The following is a 22,210-nucleotide window of genomic DNA, read 5'->3' as shown; positions in this document are numbered from 1 at the left end:
TGCTATGCTACACTTTAAGCATTAGAACGAAGAGAGTGGGAGACGGTATGGGAAAAGCGATTACGGTGCGTGGGAAATCGGTTGAACAAGCTGTAGAGACGGCACTGGACATCTTATGTCTCGATTTGTCAGATGTGCATATCCATGTGAATAAAACTGCTGAATCTAGCGGATTCACCGGCGCATCCAGATTTGCGGAAGTGACCGTGACTCCAGTTCGATACAATGCACCTACTACAGATTTGCGAATAGGTGAATCTGGACAAGCTGGTGTTAGGATTACAGGCGGTCGAGTTGAGGTGCATGAAGCATCTGCGAATGTTCTCCCGTCAATTGAAGCGGGTAATGGTATATCAGTAATTGTGAATGGTGAGAAAATAGAGGGAAGAAGAAAAATTTCGGAATCAGATATTGTACATATTCGAACAATTGACGAGCTGACCCGAGCACAGTTATCCATCACAGTACGGGAACATGGAGCACTTGCGCTGTTAACTGTATCTCCAGGTAAAAAAGTAACTCGCACTGTAAAAGATTCAGGGTATGAGCATAACTTGATGGTAGTAGCTGAAGAGACCCATGAGATTGTGAATGATTGTTCTCAACGAATGATTCGGGATGCATGCCTACAACTGGGAATTAGCGCACCATTAGACAAACGAGTGTTATGGGAAGCCTGTGAGACGGTTGTGCCATATGAAGCTATTGTAGCACGTGGGATTTTTCCAAAATCAGGACTTGATGGAGATGTTGAAGTTCAAATTGATGTGGATGGCATAACACTCGCTGACGAAGGAAAAGTAAATTACCGGGAGCAAGCATCGGTGCAACTCGTTCAGAATGGTCAACTTGTCGCTGCTGTCCTTCCTCCAATTCCTGGCCAACCCGGAGAAGACGTGTTTGGTAATGAGATTATGGCGGAAGACGGACAGACTGCCACAATCCGATTAGGCAAGAATGTTACAAAAACAGGCAATCATATCTTTGCGAATTGTTCCGGAAATCTTGTCTTAGAACGCACGGATAATGTGATTTTCATAGATATCGCTGACTCACTAGAAATGGATGAAGTGAATTTTGCGAGCGGGAATATCCATTTCGATGGTGACATAACTGTGAAGGGAAACGTCAGCCAGGGCTGTCTCTTGGAAGTAACAGGAGCTGTTGAAATTGGTGGCGAAGTAAGTAAAGCTGAGGTATACGCGGGGAAAACTGTTCATGTAGTAGGCCACGTTTCGTCGTCGACGATTGAAGTGGGACAACAACAATCTCCAGATGCAAAATACGCAGCAGAATTGGAGAAGTTTCTTCCCATTCTCGACAAGCTTGGGTCGTTCATCCAAGATATTGGAGCATTCCGTGAGGTTGAATTGTCTACGTTAGATGGACAGGACCTGAAGAAACTGTTCCGTATCGGGTTTGGAGATAAGTACTCTTCTTTCCAAGAACAGCTTCAAATATTCTTGCAGCGGAGAGAACCGGTTGCAACAGATCCTGATTGGAATGAGTTACAAACAACATTGTACAGTATATTTGTTAACACGATGAATCCAGGAGTAAAAGACGGATTGGAGTTTCTTGAACTAATTTCCAAAGCTCAACAGATGGTAGCAAGGCATCTTCCTAACGAGACGGTAACTTCAGGTCGCTTACGTATTCCATATGCAGTGAATAGTACTCTAAATTGCGCGGGAACTATTGAAATCATTGGGAATGGCCTGGCTCAATGTAAAGTCCATGCGCAGTTGGATCTCTTAGCAGAAGGGGTTTGTCGAGGTGGGGAGCTTGTTGCAGATCGACACGTATCCATTCGGGAATGTGGTTCTAAACGCGGTGGACAAACGATTGTTCGTACAAAAGAAGAAGGGTCCATTGTCATCGGAATCGCACATGCAGGAACGGTTCTCATCGTGGGAGATCAATCGTACCATTTGTCGGAGACGCTTATCGGAGTCACAGCTAAATTGCAAAATGGAATGTTGACCGTCCGTTAAGAGGTGCTCTAAATTGTTCTTTACCCTTTCGTTAAATGACTGTATAATGACAGGTGTCATGACAGTTGTTTAGACATCGGAGGAGAAAAGACAATGGCTAATACTATGGAACGCGTATCTTTGAAATCTCAGAAGTCGCGAACTATTTCACGTAACAAATTACTCGTAATATCAGGAACTGGCTGGATGTTTGATGCAATGGATGTAGGAATTCTGTCGTTCGTGATTGCAGCTATTGCCGTGGAGTGGAACCTGGCTCCTGCAGCAATTGGTTGGGTAGGAAGTATCAACTCATTAGGAATGATGTTCGGTGCGATTGGGTTTGGACTATTAGCAGACCGAATCGGAAGAAAGCAAGTTTTCATGTTAACTCTGGTATTATTCTCGGTGGCAAGCGGGTTATCTGCGCTCACGACAACTCTTGCAGCATTTCTTATACTAAGATTTTTCGTTGGAGCAGGACTTGGAGGCGAGCTGCCAGTTGCATCAACGTTAGTTTCAGAAAGTGTAGAAGCGAAGGAGCGAGGAAGAGTTGTAGTCCTATTGGAAAGCTTTTGGGCAGCAGGATGGCTCATTGCTGCGTTGATCGCATATTTTGTCATCCCGACGTTCGGTTGGCGAGCGGCACTTATCATAACGGCATTGCCTGCATTTTATGCAATCTATCTGAGACGCAACTTGCCAGACTCACCAAGATTTGTACAAGCCGGAGAACCGAAGCAATCTGTCGGAGAAAAAATGACGACTTTGTGGGCAAAACCTTTTAGAAGAAGAACCTTGATGCTTTGGATTGTTTGGTTTACAGTCGTCTTTTCTTATTATGGAATGTTTTTATGGCTCCCCAGTGTGATGGTCTTGAAAGGCTTTGCGATGATCAAAACCTTTGGCTACGTCTTACTGATGACGCTAGCGCAGCTTCCAGGTTATTTCTCAGCGGCATGGTTAATTGAGCGAACAGGACGCAAGTTTGTCCTCGCAACGTACTTGATAGGAACAGCGCTTAGTGCGTTTGCATTTGGAAATGCTGATTCTTTAGCAATGCTGTTACTATTCGGTGCACTGCTATCATTCTTTAACTTAGGTGCATGGGGTGCGCTATATGCGTATTCACCAGAACAATATCCAACGTCAATCCGTGGAACTGGAACGGGTATGGCGGCAGGGATTGGTCGAATCGGTGGGATTTTTGGTCCTTTATTGGTCGGTTCCATGCTAACAGCTGGATACGGATTTGGACTGATTTTCGGGATTTTCTGTGGAGCAATTTTAATTGGTGTTCTTGCTGTTATCTTTTTAGGTACGGAAACGAAACAAATGGAACTTGAATAACGTAGAAGAGACACTGTGGAATTTCCATAGTGTTTTTTAGTGCAATGGTTTATTGTGGAGGTGTAGTTTGGATAACGTGAAGAACGTAGCATGGGCGGTAACGGGCTTTCTCTTATTTCTATTTTCTACTATGATGTTTATCGATGAATTACGAGATTTTCAAAAGACAATCCAAAGCGAACAAACTAGCCCGGTAGAAGTTTCAGTTACAGGAAAACAGGTTGAAAGAAGTTATTTAGGAAAGAATCATTATTTAGTTATGCTAAGTAACGGCAACGAAGAAAAAGTCTCAATGAAACAGAAGATTGGCAGCTATTCTGAGGTGAGTAAAGAAGAATATGCAACACTTAAACCAGGTGACAAGATTCAAGGTGTTATGAAGGGCAGGGTGTTCTATACGGAACTCGATGGAAAAGAGGCCCATAAAGAACACTGGATTATGCTTGTAGTGACAGTTATTTTCCCGATAATTTACCTCGTTTATCAGCTATCCAAATTGATAGTCTATTTAAGGATGCGGAATCCGTTTTCCAAATCATTTGGAACCATATTAATAATCCTGCTGTCAATAGGCTTGGGTAGTTTGCTACTAGCTTGTTACGTGTTAATGTTCAGTGATCTAATTCGATGGATTGGTGAAAATGTTGGGGAACAGACATATAGAATTGCGGAAATCACTGACAGCAGAATTGACATAGGACATGGACGGTATGCAGAAACAAATTATTACTTGGCATTCAATTTCAGTGTAGACGGAGAACCCTTTCATATGACGAAAGAAGTATCGGCAAATGATTACAAAAAAACTTAGAATTAGTGCAAATCCGCTATCCGGTAGGACATCCAGAACAAGTCAGTATTAGAGGATACAACTGGAAGGATGCAATGTATCTTATTTCGTACAGTTGGGTCGGCATTTATCTTTGTGTGATTATCATTACAGGGCTACTGATATTTGCAGCAGTTAAGATAAGACAAAAAAAGAGAGCTATCGAAGAATCGAGAAAGCAATCGAGAAGAAAGTTCCGGAAACGTTAAACCAAGTTCTCAGCGCATGAATATCGCTTGAGATATGGTAGGTTATATCGAAGAGCAATCACGTGTGGTGCGTTGTGTCTTATTCAATGAGTAAATTGAGTAGTGAGGTGAGAAGCGTGAGTGAAATGCATCCATTCAGAATACCTGAATTTGTCGCAGACCTTGGGAAGAAGCGTATTGACCGATTCCCGGTGGAAGGGTTTGTGTATGGTGAGGGACCCCGTCAACCTAAACTGATGCTAATTGGCGAAGCGCCTGGTGAAACAGAAGCACTAGGTGGTATTCCGTTTACAGGAAGAGCGGGGAAAGAACTTATGAAATCACTTGCCTCCATTGGGCTTACGAGGGAGGATGTGTATATAACGAGTGCAGTTCGAAGCCGTCCGTATCGCTATGGTCAACGAAAAGAACGGGATGGTACGTTGACAGAGCGCAAATACAATCGTCCCCCTACCAAACTCGAAATCCTTGCGCATGCACCTGTTCTCGATTTTGAAATCGCGAATGTTCAACCGGAACTGATTGTTACACTTGGTAACGTGAGTTTGCAGAGGTTGATCGGCAAACATGCAAAAGTAACGGAACTGCATGGGAAACAGTTATACCAGCCCGTGCGTTTTTTACGTGAATTGGAGGATTTGGATTATGGATGGACGGAAGAATCGTACACAATCATCCCTACTTTTCATCCGGCTTCCATCTTTTACCGTCCATCGCATCGGTCGTCGTTAGAATCGGATTGGCTTGAAATCGGTCGGATCCTTAAGGATCGGAACGAACAAAAATTCATTGGTGAAACTGAGCCAACTATAATTGAAAGTAGGAATATGGATGGAAAGTAACATGGAAGCAGTTCAAGAAACAAAACAAACGAAAGGATCATTGAAAGAATTTGTCAGCTTGCTAAAACAGTTAGACTGGCCGAAAGGGATTACGGTAGCGGCTTTAGTATTAGCACTATTTTCAACACTAGCAAGTCTTGCAATCCCTCTAGTCACTAAACAACTCGTAGACTCGTTGACAAGTGACTTATTTAACTGGAAGACAGCTATTTTCCTGCTAACTGTATTTGTAATCCAGGCACTGCTCGGCGGGGTGTCCTACTACATGCTTGCCTATATAGGGGAAACAATTGTTGCGGACCTAAGGACGCGGCTGTGGGGGAAAGTGTTGCGTTTACCGGTTCCATATTATGATGAAACTGAAACCGGTGAAACGATGAGTCGGATTACGCAAGATACAACGATTTTAAAGCAACTAGTTTCCGACCATTTAGTGTCGCTCGTTACTGGAATCATTTCCATTATCGGAGCAATTGCAATTCTCTTGTACTTAGATTGGAAGATGACACTCATCATGCTCGTTAGCATTCCGATTAGTATGGCGATCATCTTTCCCCTAGGACGTGTGATGCATAAAATTGCCAAGGCAACTCAAGCTGAAATGGCGAAGTTCTCAGGGCTCTTAGGTCGCGTACTTGGGGATATCCGCCTTGTAAAAGCTTATCGTGCAGAAACTTATGAACAGGAAAAAGGCTCTGTGGCCATTCGTTCGTTATTTGGTTTTGGACTGCGTGAAGCCAAAATTCAAGCGGTGATTTCACCAGTCATGACGCTAATTATGATGGGGATTTTAGTTGCAATCCTAGGATATGGAGGTGCTCAAGTTTCAAAAGGTGCCCTATCTGCTGGGACCCTCGTTGCGATAATTTTTCTCATGTTCCAGATCATTGTCCCATTTGCACAGATGGCTCAAGTGTTTACGGTCTTTCAAAAAGCTGTCGGGGCGACAGAGCGTATCCAACAAATCTTAGGGATGGATAGTGAACGAACTGAAGGAGTGACAGGAGATCCAGAATCCATACTCGCATTTCAAGATGTATCGTTCGCTTACGATAGCGAGAAACCAGTTCTAAAGAATGTGACGTTTAGTGCTGTACCTGGAACCGTTACTGCATTTGTCGGTCCGAGCGGTGGAGGAAAAACGACATTGTTTTCTCTGATTGAGCGATTTTACAAACCGATGTCCGGCAAGATCTACCTTGGAGATCGGCCCATTGAAGAGATTGAGTTATCGGACTGGCGTGGAAGAATAGGGTATGTCTCACAGGAAAGTCCCCTACTAAGTGGAACCATTGTTGATAATATTGCTTATGGACTGTCGGAACGCCCATCGCTTGAAAAGATCCGAAACGCAGCATCTGCGGCTAATGCGCTAGGGTTCATCGAAGAGATGGAAGACGGATTCGACACACTTGTCGGAGAACGTGGCATGAAGCTTTCAGGTGGGCAACGACAGAGGATTGCCATCGCACGAGCATTATTGCATAACCCGTCGATACTTTTGCTTGATGAAGCGACATCGAATTTGGATAGTGGATCTGAAACACATGTCCAGGAAGCACTTCAACGACTTATGTTAGGTCGTACAACACTGATTATTGCGCACAGATTATCAACTGTAATCGATGCGGACCAATTGATATTTTTGGAAAAGGGTGCGATTACAGGGGTTGGAACGCACCAGGAGTTATTAAAATCTCATAAGATGTATGAAGAATTTGCTGCAGGTCAAGGGCTTGCGGAAAATCATTCATTGTAAAAAAACGGACCTTTCGCTTAGGAAGGTCCGTTTGCATTTTTCGGATCCGAGTCGTAGATGGATTGTAAACAATGAAACATGGGTAGACCTTTAAGTACATTGAATCCATTTTCAACTGGCGAACTAAGTCTTATAGAATTTGCAGTTGTTGAATGATAAAAGGAGTGAGGCTTATCCACGAACCAGTTGAGCAACAATTTTTTGAACGCCCAGTATTGGAACTTGCCCGAGGCTTGATTGGACAGTTGATTGTCCATGAACTCCCGACAGGTCCTGTCGTTGTACGTATTGTAGAAACAGAGGCTTATCATGGAGCCGAAGACCAGGCAGCGCATAGCTTTCAAAATCGTAGAACAAAGCGAACGGAAGTGATGTTTGGAGAGGCGGGAGGCGTGTATACCTATCAAATGCACACACATACCTTGATGAACGTCGTCTCTGGACCGGTTGGGACACCGCATGCGATTCTAATTCGTGCAGGTGAGCCGGTCGAGGGATTGGAATTCATGCGCGAACGTAGGGGAGAAAATCTCACTATGAAAGACTGGACTAACGGACCAGGGAAATTGTCTAAAGCTCTCGGAATCACGATGGATTATTACGGTCACCATTGGACAAATCGTCCGTTGTTCATCGCAAAGTCAGATGCAGTAGGTGAAGTTGAAACAAGCCCTCGTATCGGCATTGCGAATGCAGGTGAAGCAGTGCACTATCCTTGGCGCTTTTATGAAAAAGACAATGCATTTGTTTCTAAATTCCGTCCGTAGGTTTAGTTTTGGCAGAAACGTGGAAAATAATGAACGTGTAACACAACTTATTTAACCAAAAGGAGTGCATGTGAAAATGGCTAAGATTGCAACTGTACTTACTAATATGTTTGAGGACTCAGAGTACGCAGATCCAGCTAAGGCTTTCCAAGATGCTGGTCATGAAGTCGTTACGATAGAAAAGGAAGCAGGCACGGTCGTTAAAGGCATGAAAAAAGGTACGCCTGTCAGAATCGATAAAGGAATTGACGAAGTGAAGCCGGAAGATTTCGATGCATTGTTCATCCCAGGAGGCTTTTCTCCGGATCAGCTCCGTGCAGATGATCGTTTCGTCAAATTCGCGAAAGCTTTCATGGATGCAGACAAACCTGTATTTGCAATTTGTCACGGACCGCAGCTGCTGATTACTGCAAAAGCTTTAGAAGGTCGTGACGCAACGGGGTATACGTCAATTCGAGTTGACATGGAATATGCAGGTACTAAATTCCATGACAAAGAAGTTGTGGTTTGTCACAACCAACTCGTCACAAGTCGTCAGCCAGAAGATATCCCTGCGTTTAACCGCGAAGCACTCAAGTTACTTGAAGCGTAATGAGTGAAAATAGACGTACTTATGAGAAGGCCCCTTTGTGGGTCTTCTTTTTCAGTGAGTTGAAAACGCTTTAAAGGAATGGTAAATTAAACGAAGCAGTATACATAACTAGAATAGCCTGAAAAGTGGCAAGACAGGGGGGGGCATTGGGAGAATGGTTGCTGGTGCTCGTTATCACCTTTGTTCTGTTTTCGTTTATGCTCTACTTTGTCGTACGGAATGCAATCGACAATTCAGCTAGACTGAAAAGACTGGAAGGAATTCTTGAGGAAATTTCAGAAGATTTAAAGAGAAAGAATTAAACCATTTGTTCCAATGTGTGTACGAATTAGGGGGAAAACGCTTGAAAGTTTTAAAGATGGGAAGCGCTTTTATTGGGATTATCGTCGGAGCTGGTTTTGCTTCGGGGAAAGAGATTGTACAATACTTTACAAGTTTCGGATTGCTTGGAATCATAGGGGCAATTGTCTCCACTGTCCTGTTTGCGTATTTCGGAATGATATTAACGCGAATAGGAAGTCGTATGCAAACTACCTCACACAAGGAAGCTGTCTATAAAATAAGTGGCAAATACCTCGGGATAATCGTTGATGCCGTTATTATCATCACGTTATTTTCAGTAGGTGTTGTCATGATTGCGGGAGCGGGTTCGAACTTGAATCAGCAGTTTGGACTTCCGCCTTATCTAGGAAGCCTGCTTATGGTTATTCTGGTATTTTTAACAGTATTATTAAAAGTCGATCGTGTCGTGGCAGTCATCGGGAGTGTGACACCATTTCTCATTCTTGCAATCATCATCGTTTCGGTCTATTGCCTGACAAACATGACAGATTCCTTCTCGAGCCTGGACAGTGTGGCAACATCGGTTCAAACGCCTTTGCCTAATTGGTGGATTTCGGCGATCAACTACGTATCGTTCAATATGGCTGTGGGGGCTTCAATGGCACTCGTAATGGGTGGAGCTGAAAAAGATGAAAAAGCAGCAGCGCTCGGTGGCCTTGTTGGTGGACTAGGGCTAGGTATTATGATTTTACTCAGTCACTTAGCCATCTTCTCGAAAATCGATGTAGTAAAAGATTCCGATTTACCTATGCTTGCAATCATCAATGACATCTCACCCATCTTGGGCATTATGATGGCGGTTGTCTTGTACGGAATGATTTTCAATACGGCAGTCAGTATGTTCTACTCCTTTGGTGCACGATTTGTACGTCGAGAAACTCCCCGTTTCCGTTTGTTCGTATTCATCATACTTGTAATTGGATTTGGTCTTAGTTTCTTCGGATTCTCAGTATTACTCGACAAATTGTATCCGTTCATTGGAAATATTGGATTGTTCCTCATGCTGACGTTGTTAATCGCATCGTTTAGATTACCTAAAAAAGCTCTAAGAAGTTTAAAATAGAAACAAAAAACAAGCCGTCATCGTGCGAACGATGACGGCTTGTTTATAATTATTAAGAGTGTGCAAGGTTAAGTTGTACAGCAGGACCAAAGAATTCAAAGTGTACTTTTTCTTTGTCGATACCCATTGCATACAATTCACTAATTACTGCTTGCATGAATGGAGTCGGGCCGCATACGTAAACGTCGCTACCTTCTTTAACGTTCTTCTCAAGGAAATCACGGTTGATGAACCCGTCACCTTCTTCAGAGTAAAGCGCTGCATAGCTGGAAGTTGCAAGAGATTCATTCATTTCGCGAACGACTTTGTCGAATGCTTGGTGGCTTCGAGTCCGTGCAGAATGTAGGAATGCTACAGGACGTTCTGGTGTAGTGGTTGCAATTGTTTCGTACATCGCCATCATAGGAGTTACTCCAACGCCTCCACTAATAAGTGTTACAGGAGTATTGTTCTCGACGTCTAGGTAGAAATCGCCTGCTGGAGCGCTAAGCTCAACAATATCCCCAACGTTTACCTTGTCGTGAAGGTAGACGGATGCTTTACCATTCGGGTTGTTGTCCGCTTCGCGTTTTACAGATATACGGAATGACTCGCCGTTTGGTGCTTGAGATAAGCTATATTGACGAATCAAAGTGTTCTTCTCTCCAGGAATTTCAAGTTTAACGCTGATATATTGGCCAGGTTTGTACGAAGGTACTTTACCGCCATCTACAGGTTTGAAGTAGATTGAAGTAATGACGTCACTTTCCTTGATTTTATCTGCAACGATAAATCCTTTGAACAATTTCCAGCCGCCATCTTCAGCTTCCTTCTCATCATACATGGATTTTTCTACGCCGATGAATGCATCAGCGATTATGCCATACGCTTCTTCCCATGCACCGAGAATTTCAGGAGTTGCTGCATCTCCAAGAACTTCTTTGATAGCACCTAGAAGGTACTTTCCGACGATTGGATATTGCTCTGGAACGATACCAAGTGAAACGTGTTTGTTTGCAATTTGGACAACAGCTGGAATGATTGCTCCTAAGTTGTCGATATGTTTTGCTGCTGCGAGTACAGTATTTGCGAGTGCAGTCTGTTGACGTCCTTGCGCTTGGTTAACGTGGTTGAACACGTTCAATAGCTCAGGATGCGCCTCGAACATATTTTTGTAGAACACAGTTGTAATTGTTTTGCCATGTTGCTCTAGAACAGGTACAGTGGATTTAATAATATCAATTTTCTCTTGGGATAACATAATTGACACGACCTCTCGTAGTTGATGGATTTATCATAATCCTAATGAATTTAAAAAGCTATATAAAAAATACATCTTTAAAGACAGTTCGAATTTTAGTCACATTTCATTCAATGAATGGACAAAAACGAAGGATTTTATAGAAAGAATGGTGAACGAGATGCGGTTGACGCTCTATACAGACTACTCGTTGCGTGTTTTAATCTTTTTGGCAGCTAAGCCAGAAGACGAATTATCAACAGTAGCGGAAATATCAGAAGCATTCACAATTTCAAAAAATCATTTGACAAAAGTTGTGCATGAACTCGGAAAGGCGGGGTTCATTGAAACTGTCCGTGGTAGGGGTGGCGGGATCCGTTTGAAAGTCCGACCAGAACATATTAATGTAGGAAATGTTGTTCGAAAGACGGAAGATGACTTTCAATTGGTAGAATGCTTCAATCGGGAATCGAATCAGTGTGTCCTTGCACCTGTGTGCCAGCTGAAAGGCGTTTTGAAGGAAGCTTTGCACGCGTATTTAGCGGTGTTGGACCGTTATACAATTGCAGATTTTGTGCAAAATAAAGATGAAATTGGGTTGCTTCTGTTTCCGCCACCCTTGTCGTGATGGTAAGATAAGAAAGATGCAATAGGCAAAGACATTAGGAGGAATTCACTTATGAACAAAGTACTTGTATTTGGCCACAAAAATCCCGATACGGATTCAATCGCTTCTGCGATTACATACGCATATTTGAAACAGCAAATTGGGGTGGACGCAGAAGCCGTAAGACTTGGCAGTGTATCTGAAGAAACTGCGTTTGCGTTGGAAACGTTTGGTTTTAAAGCACCACGACAAATCGATCGAGTAGCAACAGAAGCGTCTCAAGTCATTTTAGTCGACCATAACGAAAAGCAGCAAAGTGCAGATGATATTGAAGACGTTCAAGTGCTTGAAGTCATCGATCATCACCGAATTGCAAATTTCCAAACGAGCGATCCGCTTTACTATCGCGCTGAACCGGTAGGATGTACGGCAACGATTTTGAACAAGTTGTTTAAAGAGCATGGTGTAGCAATTCCTAAAAACATTGCGGGACTCATGTTGTCAGCAATCATTTCCGATTCGTTGTTGTTCAAATCTCCAACATTTACTGAAGAAGACCGGAAAGCAGCTGAAGAACTTGCAGAGATTGCAGGCGTGGACGCAAACGTTTACGGATTGGACATGCTTAAGGCAGGTGCAGATCTTAGCAGCAAAACATTGGAAGAACTCATTTCACTCGATGCTAAGACTTTCGAGGTCGGAGATGTGACAATGGAAATTGCGCAAGTAAATGCTGTAGATCTGAATGACGTGTTGAATCGCAAGGAAGAGTTGACAGAACTGTTGACGAAAGTAGTATCTGTGAAGAAACTTGATTTATTCTTGTTTGTCATTACGGATATTATTAACAATGATTCAATTGCAATTGCGATTGGTGAGAAAGCATTTGCTGCAATGACGGCATTTAACGTAGTACCGGCAAATGACATGGCGATTTTAAACGGAATTGTATCGCGTAAGAAACAAATCGTTCCGGTATTGACCGAAGCATTTAAGTAAAAATGATGAGAAGCTGCCAGGAGAGTGACGTGTTCACTCTCCAGGCAGCTTTTTTTAGAGGAAGTATCTGTTGAATTGTGTTCAGATTCCGATTAATTCCTTGAAACTGCCGATATAAGCTTTGGTATTGCCGATTCCGCAGGTCATAATGCCGATTCCACAATTCAGCGCTAGTCCTATTTCAAATCGAGTGGACGTGTTGCTGGACCTTCTAATACAGAACCATCTTTTCTAAAACGGGAGCCATGGCATGGACAATCCCAGGTTTCATCCCCTTTGTTCCACCTGGTGCGACATCCCATGTGCGTACAAATAGGAGCATCGGTACGAGTTAAGTGACCTCCGGTAAATTCCTTCAATACAAATCCAGTCGTTTTCAATGCCTGGAGTAAAAGTGTACCGAAGCCAGTGCGATCAGGTGCGTAAAGCGAGATAGCAGGGTTCGGTTGACCTGTAATCTGGTCAGTGACAATTTGGGCGGCTGCCAGAGAATTTGTCATCCCCCATTTACGGAAGCCTGTACAAATATGAACATATGGCATTGCGGCTGAAATTGGTCCTGCATAAGGTATTAAATCCGGAGTTGACGGATCTTGTGCAGACCAGCTGTGAACCGGTTCCCCTAGATGGTAGACAGATTGTAGCTCCTCCGCCAGTCGGTTGTAATGGAGGTCTGTATCACTCGTGACACCGGCTTTATGATCCTCACCACCGAGTAAAAAATGAGGACGACCGTCGATGAATACAGTCCGGATTGAACGTTTAGGCTCATCGACAGACAAGTACTGGCTTTGTAACGGCATATCAGCGGGTACGGATAGCAAATAGGAGCGTTTTACTTCCAGCTTCATAATGTTCATCCCACGTAGCGCCTCAATTGGATAATGTGTACATAACAGAAGCTCATCAAATTTAATGACAATATCGGAAGAAAGCTGGAGAGACTTCTCTTTCAAATCCATAGAACGAACATCCGATTTTTCGCACAGTTGAGCACCTTCAGAAACAGCAAGCTTTGCAATATGCTGACCATATCTAACAGGGTGGAGCTGTGCCTGATTACTTAGTGTAAGTGTTTCTTTAACGGAGAGTGGTAATTCACAATTCAGGCGCCGATCAAATGGAATGCCAAGTGTTTTATAGGCATCCGCTTCTTTCCTTAGAGCTGCCACTCCACTGTCAGTACTTGCGAACAATACGGAATTCGTTGAGCGCAGTTCGTCACCTTCAGCAATGGACTGTGCGAACCGAATTGCCGCATCGTTCGTCTTATAATAGACTGTTGCAGATTCGGCGCCGAATGTCTTCAGGAGGTCTGCATAGACTAAGTCATGCTGGGTCGTTAGTTTCCCAGTCGTATTTCCGGACGCGCCTTCAAGAATTCGATCTTTTTCAAGCATTAACACTTTCTTACCAGCTTTTGCTAATAAATACGCAGCTGTGAGACCGCACAATCCACCTCCTATAATACAAACATCGCAGGTCGTATCTGAAGAGGGTGGGAGATAGGTGTCACGTGGATAGGCTGTTTCTAGCCAAAGTGAGTTCAACATTGTGATTTCCCTCCGTGTTCTGTAAGTTCACTTAAGTCCATCCTCGCCAGAAATCATGAGATTTAACGGATGTCTTCGGAAATACACGGATTCTCATCAATTGTTAATGTTGAACGAGTAGAATGAAACTATATAGAAAACATGTCCGTACCTCTTGTCAAATCTCTGGATTCACAGCATACTGTAAGAGTGGTACGTACATTCGAAAGGGTTGGGTGGAATGGCTAAGCAACAATGGCTTGCTGATTTACAAACGACGATTACTAAGGGACAGCTTTTGCTGGATGAATCCCTTTCAGCTTATACAAAAACAGAATTAGGTGGACACGCAGATTTACTTGTAATTCCGCAAACAGTAGAAGAAATGCAGACGACTGTCTGTTATGCATATGAACACGACATCCCGTTGCTGTTACTTGGAAATGGATCCAACATGGTCGTTCGCGATGGTGGAGTTCGTGGCATCGTATTGCATCCTGTAAAGTTGGATGTAATTACTGTCGACGGAACGCACGTACACGCTGAAGCGGGTGCACACATTATCGATGTATCCAAAGCATCTGCGGCAGCTGGACTCACTGGATTTGAATTCGCATGTGGAATTCCAGGATCTGTCGGAGGCGCAATGGCGATGAATGCAGGAGCATACGGCGGGGAGATCAAAGACATCATCGTGAAGTCTACCCTTATGAATCGTAAAGGGGAAATCTTTGTTCTATCTAAAGAGGAACTTGGCCTCGGTTATCGAAAAAGCATTATCGCAGACGAAGGGTATTTCGTTGTGTCTTCGGATTTCGATCTCCAGTTTGGCGACCAAGAGACGATCGATGCGAAAGTGGCAGAATTGACATTTTTGCGTGAGTCGAAGCAACCTCTTGAATATCCTTCAGCAGGAAGTGTATTTAAACGTCCACCCGGGTATTTCGCTGGGAAACTGATTCAGGATAGTGGACTTCAAGGTAAAGGAATCGGTGGAGCAGAGGTCTCAACCAAACACGCGGGATTCATCATTAACAAAAATCACGCAACGGCAACGGACTACATTCAAACTATTGAAATGGTCCAAGCAGAAGTGAAAAAGCGTTTTGGAGTAGATCTCGAACGCGAAGTGAAAATTGTTGGAGAACCTGCGGAGTAAGAATACTATAGCAACAAAACAAAAAGCAGGGAGCGCTTCGGCACTCCCTGCTTTTATCTATCGTTATACATCGATTTTACAACTAACCAGAGACGGATCCTCTACACGATCATCTGTAATTCTCACCTGGCACATTTTTCCGTCATGCATGAATTTAAAGAGGCCATTATTGAAATCGGTTCCGGTCTCTTTGAAGAAGATTCCTTCAAATCGAGCATCCTTTGTATAGTTGAACGTGATACGGAAGCCCTCTCCATCGTCCGTCAGATAGGCTCGTAATCCTTTTTCGAACAACCCCTCGACATCATGCTTAATGGAACGTGCGACCGATACGACGTGGAAATCTACGAATGTAATTTCACGCAACAAGACGTTCATGAACGACCCCTTTGTAATTTCTTCCCATCGGCTTTGCGCTGTTTGCCCGATAATGATTTGAGTGACATTTCGGTCGTGTGCGACTTGTTTGATCACTTTTGCGGTAGGTCTACTTTCGTTATCCCGTACGATGAATTCGTCTGCTTCGAATTCATCCGCAAGCTCACGCCATCTGTCAATATAATCCGATTTGTCTGCATCCATATCATCTAATGGTCGTGGATCGACTGTTAAAATGTAAAGAGGGCAGTCCATTGCGCTTGCCATCTGATGACCACGACGAATAAGTCGCTCTCCGTTAGGTCCGTAATACACACAGACGAGGATGCTTTCATCCATGCGTCCTTTCGCTTTTCCCATGTAGTCCTCCACCTCCATAGAATCCGAATACTAGGCGTTCTCACACTCGTGCGCGCGCTTCAAGTGCGATTGATGTAAATTTTGTGTATACTTTAGAATGAAACCAAAACACAAACGCCACGTTTTGAACGGTAGTCCTGAAACTAAAAGATAGTTTCGGGCTTGTTCACTGTACTCACATGGCACTCATTATCGCCGGCTTTTCCATCCGCGTCAAGCCGTCACAGAAACTTTTCCGCGGATTCTTGAAAACCCCGTACAAGTACTGCTGCGATTTTCCAAGCTTTTGCCGTAGGTTAGAGGTCTCTGATGATAGGACCCGTGTTTTCTTTTTTGATTGGGGGTACGACGAAATGATTATTCCGATACTTATATTGGTGCCGTTTCTGGCATCGCTTTTTGTCCCGTTTCTTTATACATATGTACGCAGTAAGAAAATCGGTTGGATGGTATTACCGGTTCCATTGATTTTGTTTGTCATCCTAAGTTTTCAAATTCCAAGTCTCGCTTCAGGCGAGAACTTATTCCACACCATCCGGTGGCTGAACACTGCCGATATCCACTTTACCACTCATTTAGACGGTCTCAGTATGATTTTGGGATTGCTCATCACAGGCATGGGGACGCTCGTTGTCATGTACTCCATTTATTATCTATCTGAACGAGAAGCACTTGGTCGTTTTTATATGTATTTGTTGTTGTTCATGGGTTCCATGCTCGGTGTCGTCTTTTCAGATAACGTCTTAGTGCTCTACGTATTTTGGGAGTTAACAAGTGTTTCATCATTCCTGCTCATCGCTTTTTGGCACCAACGGAAAAATTCTCGAGCTGGTGCGAAAAAGGCAATGCTCATCACAGTAACAGGCGGAATCGGCATGCTCGTCGGATTCCTTATGTTGCACCAAATGACGGGGACTTATAGTATCCAAGAGATGATTGGTATGGCGGGAACATTACCGACGTACGATCTTTTCGTCCCGGCGATGCTCCTCATTCTACTTGGAGCTTTTACGAAATCTGCACAATTCCCGTTCCACATCTGGCTTCCAGACGCGATGGAAGCGCCGACACCGGTCAGTGCTTATTTACACTCAGCCACGATGGTCAAAGCTGGGATCTATCTTGTCGCTCGCTTCATTCCTGTATTTGGTGAAAGTGAACTTTGGTTCTATTCGGTGACGTTCGTTGGGCTATTGACCTTGTTATGGGGTTCGTTCAACGCAGTTCGCCAAAACGATTTGAAAGCGCTCCTCGCCTATTCAACAATCAGTCAACTCGGGTTGATCATGAGTTTACTTGGAATCGGTTCAGCTGCCATGCTGGACATCCCAGGGGCGGATAAAACCATCTACACCGCTGCGGCATTTGCAGGACTATTCCATTTGATTAACCACTCCACATTTAAAGGCGCGTTATTCATGATCATCGGAATCGTAGACCATGAACTCGGGACGCGTGATATTCGTAAACTCGGTGGTCTCGCTGTGTTCATGCCGATTACGTTTACTATCGCGCTTGCAGGTAGTTTTTCAATGGCTGGATTGCCTCCATTTAACGGATTTTTAAGTAAGGAACTCTTTTTGGAAGCGAGTCTCGCTGTGCAACACTTGGCGTTACCAGGTGTCCACATTTGGATTCCAATTGTCGCATGGATAGCAAGTGTTTTTACATTCGTATACTGCATGATTATCGTTTTTCAAACGTTTTTTGGCCGCCAGCAGCAACAGCCTGCATGGGTCGACCGAGGAGCGCATGATCCGAGACCTGGGATGCTCGTTGCGCCGTCCATTTTAGGAGTATTGATTGTAGGATTGTTCTTCTTCCCGAACGTACTAGGGAAATGGATTTTGAAGCCAGCTATGGCGGCGGTCTATCCATCGTTTGGAAATCCTGAATCACTTGTTCCGCACATTGCAGCGTGGCATGGATTAAATCCAGCACTTTGGATGACGATTGGAATCATACTGATTGGTACGATTCTCTACATTTTCTTACGCCAGTGGAGAAGGATCTATACAATTGCTCCGTTCAGTTGGAAAATCGATAACATCTATACGTTGTTACTCATTCAGCTTGAGGGCAACTCCTATCACCTGACGAATAAGTACATGACGGGGCATTTGCATCGATATTTCACGTACATTTTGCTGTTTTTCATCACCATGATGGGGACTGCGTTGAGCTTTGTATGGCGTTTAGCGTTTAACTTTTCAGAGGATTCTGTCGTAACGGTCAATGAATACATTCTCGTGATGGTTATGATGTCTGCAGCAGTTGCTATTCTTTTTGTGAATTCTCGGTTGATTGCGATTCTACTGAATGGTGTCCTTGGATTTACAGTCGCATTTCTATTCGTCGTCTTGCGGGCACCTGACTTGGCACTTACCCAAATCGTTGTGGAAACGGTAACTACTGTGTTGTTCTTGCTGACATTCCGCTTTATGCCAGATTGGAAGAAAGAGCGTCCACGTCGTCCAGTGAAGGTTTTGAATGCATGCATCGCAGTTGCATCAGGACTAATCGTCATCATTACAGCGCTTATTGTTCAAGGTAATCGCCTGTTCGACCCGATTTCCAAGTACTTTGAAGACGCGAAGACGCTCACAGGCGGTGGCAATATCGTCAATGCGATTTTGGGGGATTTTCGTGCGTTCGATACAATGCTCGAAATTGTTGTTTTGTTGATCGGTGGACTCGGTGTTTATGTGTTGATCAAGTTAAAAGATAAAAAGGACGGTGACGGCAATGAAAATCAATGACGTCATCTTGCGCACTGTCACGAAAATTGTCGTGTTCATCATTTTAACGTTCGGTGTTGAGCTCTTCATCTCCGGTCATAATGACCCGGGTGGTGGTTTCTCTGGAGGGCTCGTACTCGCTTCAGCGCTACTGTTGCTGTATATGACGTACGATATTGAGACGGTGCATAAAGGAATTCCGTTCGATTTTAAGAAAATTGCGGGACTTGGCGTGTTTCTAGCGGTCGCAAGCAGTGCAGTGCCTATGCTGTTTAGCAATCAATTTCTGAACCAGGCAAAAGGGGAATTTGCGTTGCCAGTTTTCGGAGCGACGGAGCTTTCGATGGTGCTACTATTTGAAGCTGGTGTTGCGCTAACCGTTGTGGGTGTCGTCGTGACAATTCTTTTGACGATCAGTGAGGATGTGAGTTGAATGGAGACCTTAATTACATTACTTGTAGGCGTTCTCGTCATGGTGGCGGTCTATTTACTGCTATCCCGTAATTTTGTGCGGATCATTTTAGGGACTGCGATCCTTTCTCATGCCATCCATTTACTGATCCTTGCAATGGGTGGATTGAAAAAGGGGGGAGCTCCTTTACTGACAGAAGAAGGTTCGACATATACGGATGCGCTTCCTCAAGCACTCATTCTGACCGCAATCGTTATTAGTTTTGCTGTCACCGCGTTCCTCCTCGTTCTCGCATACCGAATTTACCGGGAAACGGGTGCTGATAATCTGGATGATGTTAGGAGAGAATTCGATGACTAATGCGCTCGTATTGCCTGTCCTCATTCCGCTGCTTACTGCGATTGTGCTGACATTCTTCCGCAATTCGTTCATCCTGCAGCGTACCCTCAGCTTTATAGCAACTGCAAGTTCTGCTGGAATCGGTGTGTACTTGTTGCTGCGGATCCAATCTGAAGGCATTCTACGATTGGACTTTGGTGGTTGGGAGCCACCATACGGTATTCTATTTGTTGGAGATTCGTTCGCGCTGTTACTAGTTACGGCTGCTGCGACAGTAACAAGTATTATTTTGCTGTACGCGTTTTCGACGATTGGAGAAGCATTTGAGAAGATGTATGTCTATCCATTCATGCTTTTCTTGCTAGCAGGCGTCAACGGCTCATTTTTAACAGGAGATGTCTTTAACTTGTTCGTCTGTTTTGAAGTGATGTTGCTTGCGTCATATGCACTTCTGATTCTAGGAGGACGTAAAGTCCAGCTCGTCGAAGCATTTACTTATATTACAATTAATGTACTAGCCTCATGGTTTTTCCTACTTGCGATTGCGTATTTGTACGGCGCAACAGGAACGCTCAACATGGCGCAATTAGCGGAGCGTGTTGCTGAAAATGGTCAAGGTCCAGTACTGACAATTATCAGCTTGATCTTTTTACTCGTCTTTAGTTTGAAAGCGGGATTGTTGTTGTATTTCTGGCTGCCAGGTTCTTACAGCGCACCTCCCGCAGCAATCGCAGCGTTGTTCGGCGCATTGCTCACGAAAGTAGGGATTTATGCGCTAATTCGTATGTTCACACTTGTGTTCCATCACTCTCCAGAAATCACCCAGTCAATTATCGGGATCATGGCTGCGTTGACGTTGATTGGCGGAAGTATCGGTGCACTATCATCAAGTAATGTACGGCAAATCATAGCTTATAACGTGGTCATTGCGGTGGGATTCATACTCGTGGGACTGGCTGCTGGAAACGAAGTTGCGTTGCAAGGTTCGATCTATTACGTATTACATGACATGGTCGCAAAAGCGATGCTGTTTTTAGCAGGTGGGTTGATGATTTCATTGACAGGTAAGGCGAAAATCGGAGAGGTCAGTGGGCTGATACGGAATTATCCTACACTAGGCTGGCTGTTTTTCATCGTCATGCTATCGCTCACCGGTATTCCACCATTCAGTGGATTCATCGGAAAAGTGTTGCTCGGTGAAGGTTTGATCGAAGCAGAAACGTATGTGTTGCTGACCTTAGCGTTTCTGTCGAGTTTGTTCGTGTTGTATTCGTTATTGCGCATTTTCCTTAACTGCTTCATGGGGGAAGCGATCATCGGCAGCGAAGAACAGGTCGTGTTGAAGAAACGTACGCTGATACCTATTGTGATGCTTGGCGTCTTGACGCTCGCAATCGGAGTAGGAGCCGACGTGATTGCACCATTTGTGAATGACGCGGCATCGACATTGAGCAATCCGCAAACATATATTGAAGCTGTTTTAGACAAAGAATCGTTGCTGAAACAATAACGCAGAGGAAAGGGGACGGGAGAATGCCAGGTCAACTGTTATTGAACTTATTCATTGCATTTCTATGGATGTTGCTCATCGATGAAGACGAATTGCGTTTTTCCACGTTCTACGCAGGCTTTCTCGTAGGAATCGGAATCCTATTCTTCATGCACCGTTTTTTCGGTACACGTTTCTACTTACGTCGTGTTTACGCTGTCGTTAGATTATTCTTCATCTTTGTTTGGGAATTGATCCAATCGAGTGCAGTCGTGCTAAAGCAGATTTTAAGTCCACGTTTGAAGATTGAACCAGGAATCTTTAAGTATGAAACCATTTTGAGGAGTGATGTGGAAATTACGATGCTTTCGATGTTGCTGACATTGACGCCAGGTTCTGTCGTAATGGAAGTGACTCCGGAAAGTGATGCGTTGTACATCCATGCGATGGACGTCCAAGAATCTCGTGATGGGTTGATCAAACAATTGAAGAACTTCGAAAAAGCGATAATGGAGGTGACCCGATAATGATTCAGACTATGCTAGCGATTTCTGTTGTGTTGTTCGCGGTTACAATTGCAATTGCTGTTCTCCGACTCATTATCGGTCCTTCCATGCCGGATCGTGTGATTGCGATGGATGTTGTTGGTGTGAATCTGATTGCGATGATTGGAGTCGTATCTGTTGTTTACGGAACGAAAGCATATTTGGAAGTCATTCTGATTCTCGGGATATTGTCATTCATCAGCACAATCGCCTTTTCAAAATATATTGAGAGGGGGGTTATCGTTGAACGAAAACGAGATCGGTGAATTCATCGGCGCCCTGCTTATCCTGTTGGGAAGTATTTTTAGTGTCATCAGTGTGTTCGGGATTATCCGATTACCCGACGTTTATACACGATCCCATGCAGCGACAAAAAGCTCCACACTATCGGTATTGCTGACGCTGATCGGCGTGTTCCTATACTTTTTGTTCCACGATCATTTCGTCAGTGTCCGCGTCTTGCTTGGCATCGTGTTCGTATTCCTCACAGCCCCAGTCGCAGGGCACCTAATCATCCGCGCGGCATATCGCTCAAAAGTGGGACTCGCAGATATTTCAGTGGAAGATGAACTATATGAAGTCATTCATGGCGATAAACCCGCGAAGGATGAGGAGACGGAAGATGAGGAGCGCTCATAAAGCGTTGAGAGTGATCATAAAAGCTGGAAAGTGCTCATAAAGCATGAGAAGTGATCATAAAAACTGGA

22 protein-coding genes are annotated in these 22,210 nt (G+C 44.1%); 19 read left to right on the top strand and 3 right to left on the bottom strand.

What is annotated here, in order from left to right; genetic code table 11:
• The first annotated feature begins 47 nt into the window (after nt 1-47).
• The 9 genes from N693_RS0114240 to N693_RS0114200 all read left to right on the top strand — a co-directional run bounded on the left by N693_RS0114240 (nt 48) and on the right by N693_RS0114200 (nt 9,726).
• Entirely contained in the window at nt 48-1,994 is a 1,947-nt protein-coding gene (locus N693_RS0114240) for a FapA family protein (RefSeq protein WP_025785498.1), read from the top strand.
• A gap of 93 nt (nt 1,995-2,087) precedes the next feature.
• Nucleotides 2,088-3,323, top strand: coding sequence for an MFS transporter (locus N693_RS0114235; protein ID WP_025785497.1), 1,236 nt, complete (start codon nt 2,088-2,090; stop codon nt 3,321-3,323).
• A gap of 67 nt (nt 3,324-3,390) precedes the next feature.
• Nucleotides 3,391-4,134, top strand: coding sequence for a hypothetical protein (locus N693_RS0114230; protein ID WP_025785496.1), 744 nt, complete (start codon nt 3,391-3,393; stop codon nt 4,132-4,134).
• Between the two features lie 352 nt (nt 4,135-4,486).
• Nucleotides 4,487-5,203 carry a uracil-DNA glycosylase gene (locus tag N693_RS0114225; protein ID WP_081760238.1) on the top strand — a complete coding sequence of 239 codons (717 nt, stop codon included), beginning with the start codon at nt 4,487-4,489 and terminating at the stop codon, nt 5,201-5,203.
• A complete protein-coding gene (locus N693_RS0114220) occupies nt 5,193-6,962 on the top strand; it encodes an ABC transporter ATP-binding protein (protein WP_253271206.1) in 1,770 nt (589 codons plus the stop codon). Before N693_RS0114225 ends, N693_RS0114220 begins: the two co-directional genes overlap by 11 nt.
• A gap of 164 nt (nt 6,963-7,126) precedes the next feature.
• Nucleotides 7,127-7,729, top strand: coding sequence for a DNA-3-methyladenine glycosylase (locus N693_RS0114215; RefSeq protein ID WP_172643598.1), 603 nt, complete (start codon nt 7,127-7,129; stop codon nt 7,727-7,729).
• Nucleotides 7,730-7,805: 76 nt separating this feature from the next.
• On the top strand, nt 7,806-8,321 hold the full coding sequence (locus N693_RS0114210) for a type 1 glutamine amidotransferase domain-containing protein (RefSeq protein ID WP_025785492.1): 516 nt from the start codon (nt 7,806-7,808) through the stop codon (nt 8,319-8,321).
• A gap of 146 nt (nt 8,322-8,467) precedes the next feature.
• Nucleotides 8,468-8,623, top strand: a complete 156-nt coding sequence (locus N693_RS20270; protein WP_156028930.1) for a hypothetical protein — start codon at nt 8,468-8,470, stop codon at nt 8,621-8,623.
• A 56-nt stretch (nt 8,624-8,679) separates the two neighbouring features.
• The gene (locus N693_RS0114200) at nt 8,680-9,726 is read left to right on the top strand and encodes a membrane protein (protein ID WP_037593402.1); all 1,047 of its coding nucleotides are present in this window, start codon (nt 8,680-8,682) and stop codon (nt 9,724-9,726) included.
• A 52-nt stretch (nt 9,727-9,778) separates the two neighbouring features.
• On the opposite strand, the gene hmpA is transcribed toward N693_RS0114200, so the two are convergent.
• Nucleotides 9,779-10,966, bottom strand: coding sequence for an NO-inducible flavohemoprotein (hmpA, locus tag N693_RS0114195; protein ID WP_025785490.1), 1,188 nt, complete (start codon nt 10,964-10,966; stop codon nt 9,779-9,781).
• A gap of 160 nt (nt 10,967-11,126) precedes the next feature.
• On the opposite strand from hmpA, the gene N693_RS0114190 reads away from it, so the two are divergent.
• Together N693_RS0114190 and N693_RS0114185 are read left to right on the top strand one after the other, a co-directional pair.
• Nucleotides 11,127-11,573 (top strand): Rrf2 family transcriptional regulator, encoded by a 447-nt coding sequence (locus N693_RS0114190; protein ID WP_025785489.1) that lies wholly within the window; start codon nt 11,127-11,129, stop codon nt 11,571-11,573.
• Nucleotides 11,574-11,624: 51 nt separating this feature from the next.
• On the top strand, nt 11,625-12,551 hold the full coding sequence (locus tag N693_RS0114185; RefSeq protein ID WP_025785488.1) for a manganese-dependent inorganic pyrophosphatase: 927 nt from the start codon (nt 11,625-11,627) through the stop codon (nt 12,549-12,551).
• Nucleotides 12,552-12,727: 176 nt separating this feature from the next.
• Here the strand turns inward: N693_RS0114185 and N693_RS0114180 are convergent, their stop codons facing one another.
• Complete coding sequence (locus N693_RS0114180; protein WP_025785487.1) at nt 12,728-14,104, bottom strand: FAD-dependent oxidoreductase; 1,377 nt, start codon at nt 14,102-14,104, stop codon at nt 12,728-12,730.
• A gap of 220 nt (nt 14,105-14,324) precedes the next feature.
• Between N693_RS0114180 and murB the strand changes: the two genes are divergently transcribed.
• Nucleotides 14,325-15,242 carry a UDP-N-acetylmuramate dehydrogenase gene (gene murB, locus N693_RS0114175; RefSeq protein WP_025785486.1) on the top strand — a complete coding sequence of 306 codons (918 nt, stop codon included), beginning with the start codon at nt 14,325-14,327 and terminating at the stop codon, nt 15,240-15,242.
• A 63-nt stretch (nt 15,243-15,305) separates the two neighbouring features.
• On the opposite strand, the gene N693_RS0114170 is transcribed toward murB, so the two are convergent.
• Complete coding sequence (locus N693_RS0114170) at nt 15,306-15,980, bottom strand: universal stress protein (protein ID WP_025785485.1); 675 nt, start codon at nt 15,978-15,980, stop codon at nt 15,306-15,308.
• A gap of 353 nt (nt 15,981-16,333) precedes the next feature.
• Here N693_RS0114170 and N693_RS0114165 point away from each other — a divergent pair, with 353 nt between their 5' ends.
• Genes N693_RS0114165 through N693_RS0114135 form a run of 7 tightly spaced genes read left to right on the top strand, consistent with a single transcriptional unit; the run spans nt 16,334 to nt 22,142 of the window.
• On the top strand, nt 16,334-18,739 hold the full coding sequence (locus tag N693_RS0114165) for a Na+/H+ antiporter subunit A (RefSeq protein ID WP_025785484.1): 2,406 nt from the start codon (nt 16,334-16,336) through the stop codon (nt 18,737-18,739).
• The gene (locus N693_RS0114160) at nt 18,726-19,151 is read left to right on the top strand and encodes a Na(+)/H(+) antiporter subunit B (protein WP_025785483.1); all 426 of its coding nucleotides are present in this window, start codon (nt 18,726-18,728) and stop codon (nt 19,149-19,151) included. The genes N693_RS0114165 and N693_RS0114160 overlap by 14 nt, the downstream gene beginning before the upstream one ends.
• Nucleotides 19,152-19,490: a Na(+)/H(+) antiporter subunit C gene (locus N693_RS0114155; protein ID WP_025785482.1), complete on the top strand. Its 339-nt coding sequence runs from the start codon at nt 19,152-19,154 to the stop codon at nt 19,488-19,490. It abuts the gene before it with no gap.
• The gene (locus tag N693_RS0114150) at nt 19,483-20,979 is read left to right on the top strand and encodes a Na+/H+ antiporter subunit D (RefSeq protein ID WP_025785481.1); all 1,497 of its coding nucleotides are present in this window, start codon (nt 19,483-19,485) and stop codon (nt 20,977-20,979) included. Before N693_RS0114155 ends, N693_RS0114150 begins: the two co-directional genes overlap by 8 nt.
• A 23-nt stretch (nt 20,980-21,002) precedes the next feature.
• A complete protein-coding gene (locus N693_RS0114145) occupies nt 21,003-21,485 on the top strand; it encodes a Na+/H+ antiporter subunit E (protein WP_025785480.1) in 483 nt (160 codons plus the stop codon).
• Complete coding sequence (locus N693_RS0114140; RefSeq protein WP_025785479.1) at nt 21,485-21,769, top strand: Na(+)/H(+) antiporter subunit F1; 285 nt, start codon at nt 21,485-21,487, stop codon at nt 21,767-21,769. Before N693_RS0114145 ends, N693_RS0114140 begins: the two co-directional genes overlap by 1 nt.
• The gene (locus N693_RS0114135) at nt 21,747-22,142 is read left to right on the top strand and encodes a Na+/H+ antiporter subunit G (RefSeq protein WP_025785478.1); all 396 of its coding nucleotides are present in this window, start codon (nt 21,747-21,749) and stop codon (nt 22,140-22,142) included. The genes N693_RS0114140 and N693_RS0114135 overlap by 23 nt, the downstream gene beginning before the upstream one ends.
• Nucleotides 22,143-22,210: the final 68 nt, after the last annotated feature.

The sequence above is a fragment of the Sporosarcina sp. D27 genome (genome assembly GCF_000586555.1).
Taxonomy (GTDB): Bacteria; Bacillota; Bacilli; order Bacillales_A; family Planococcaceae; genus Sporosarcina.
This window is presented reverse-complemented; position numbering and strand designations above follow the sequence as displayed.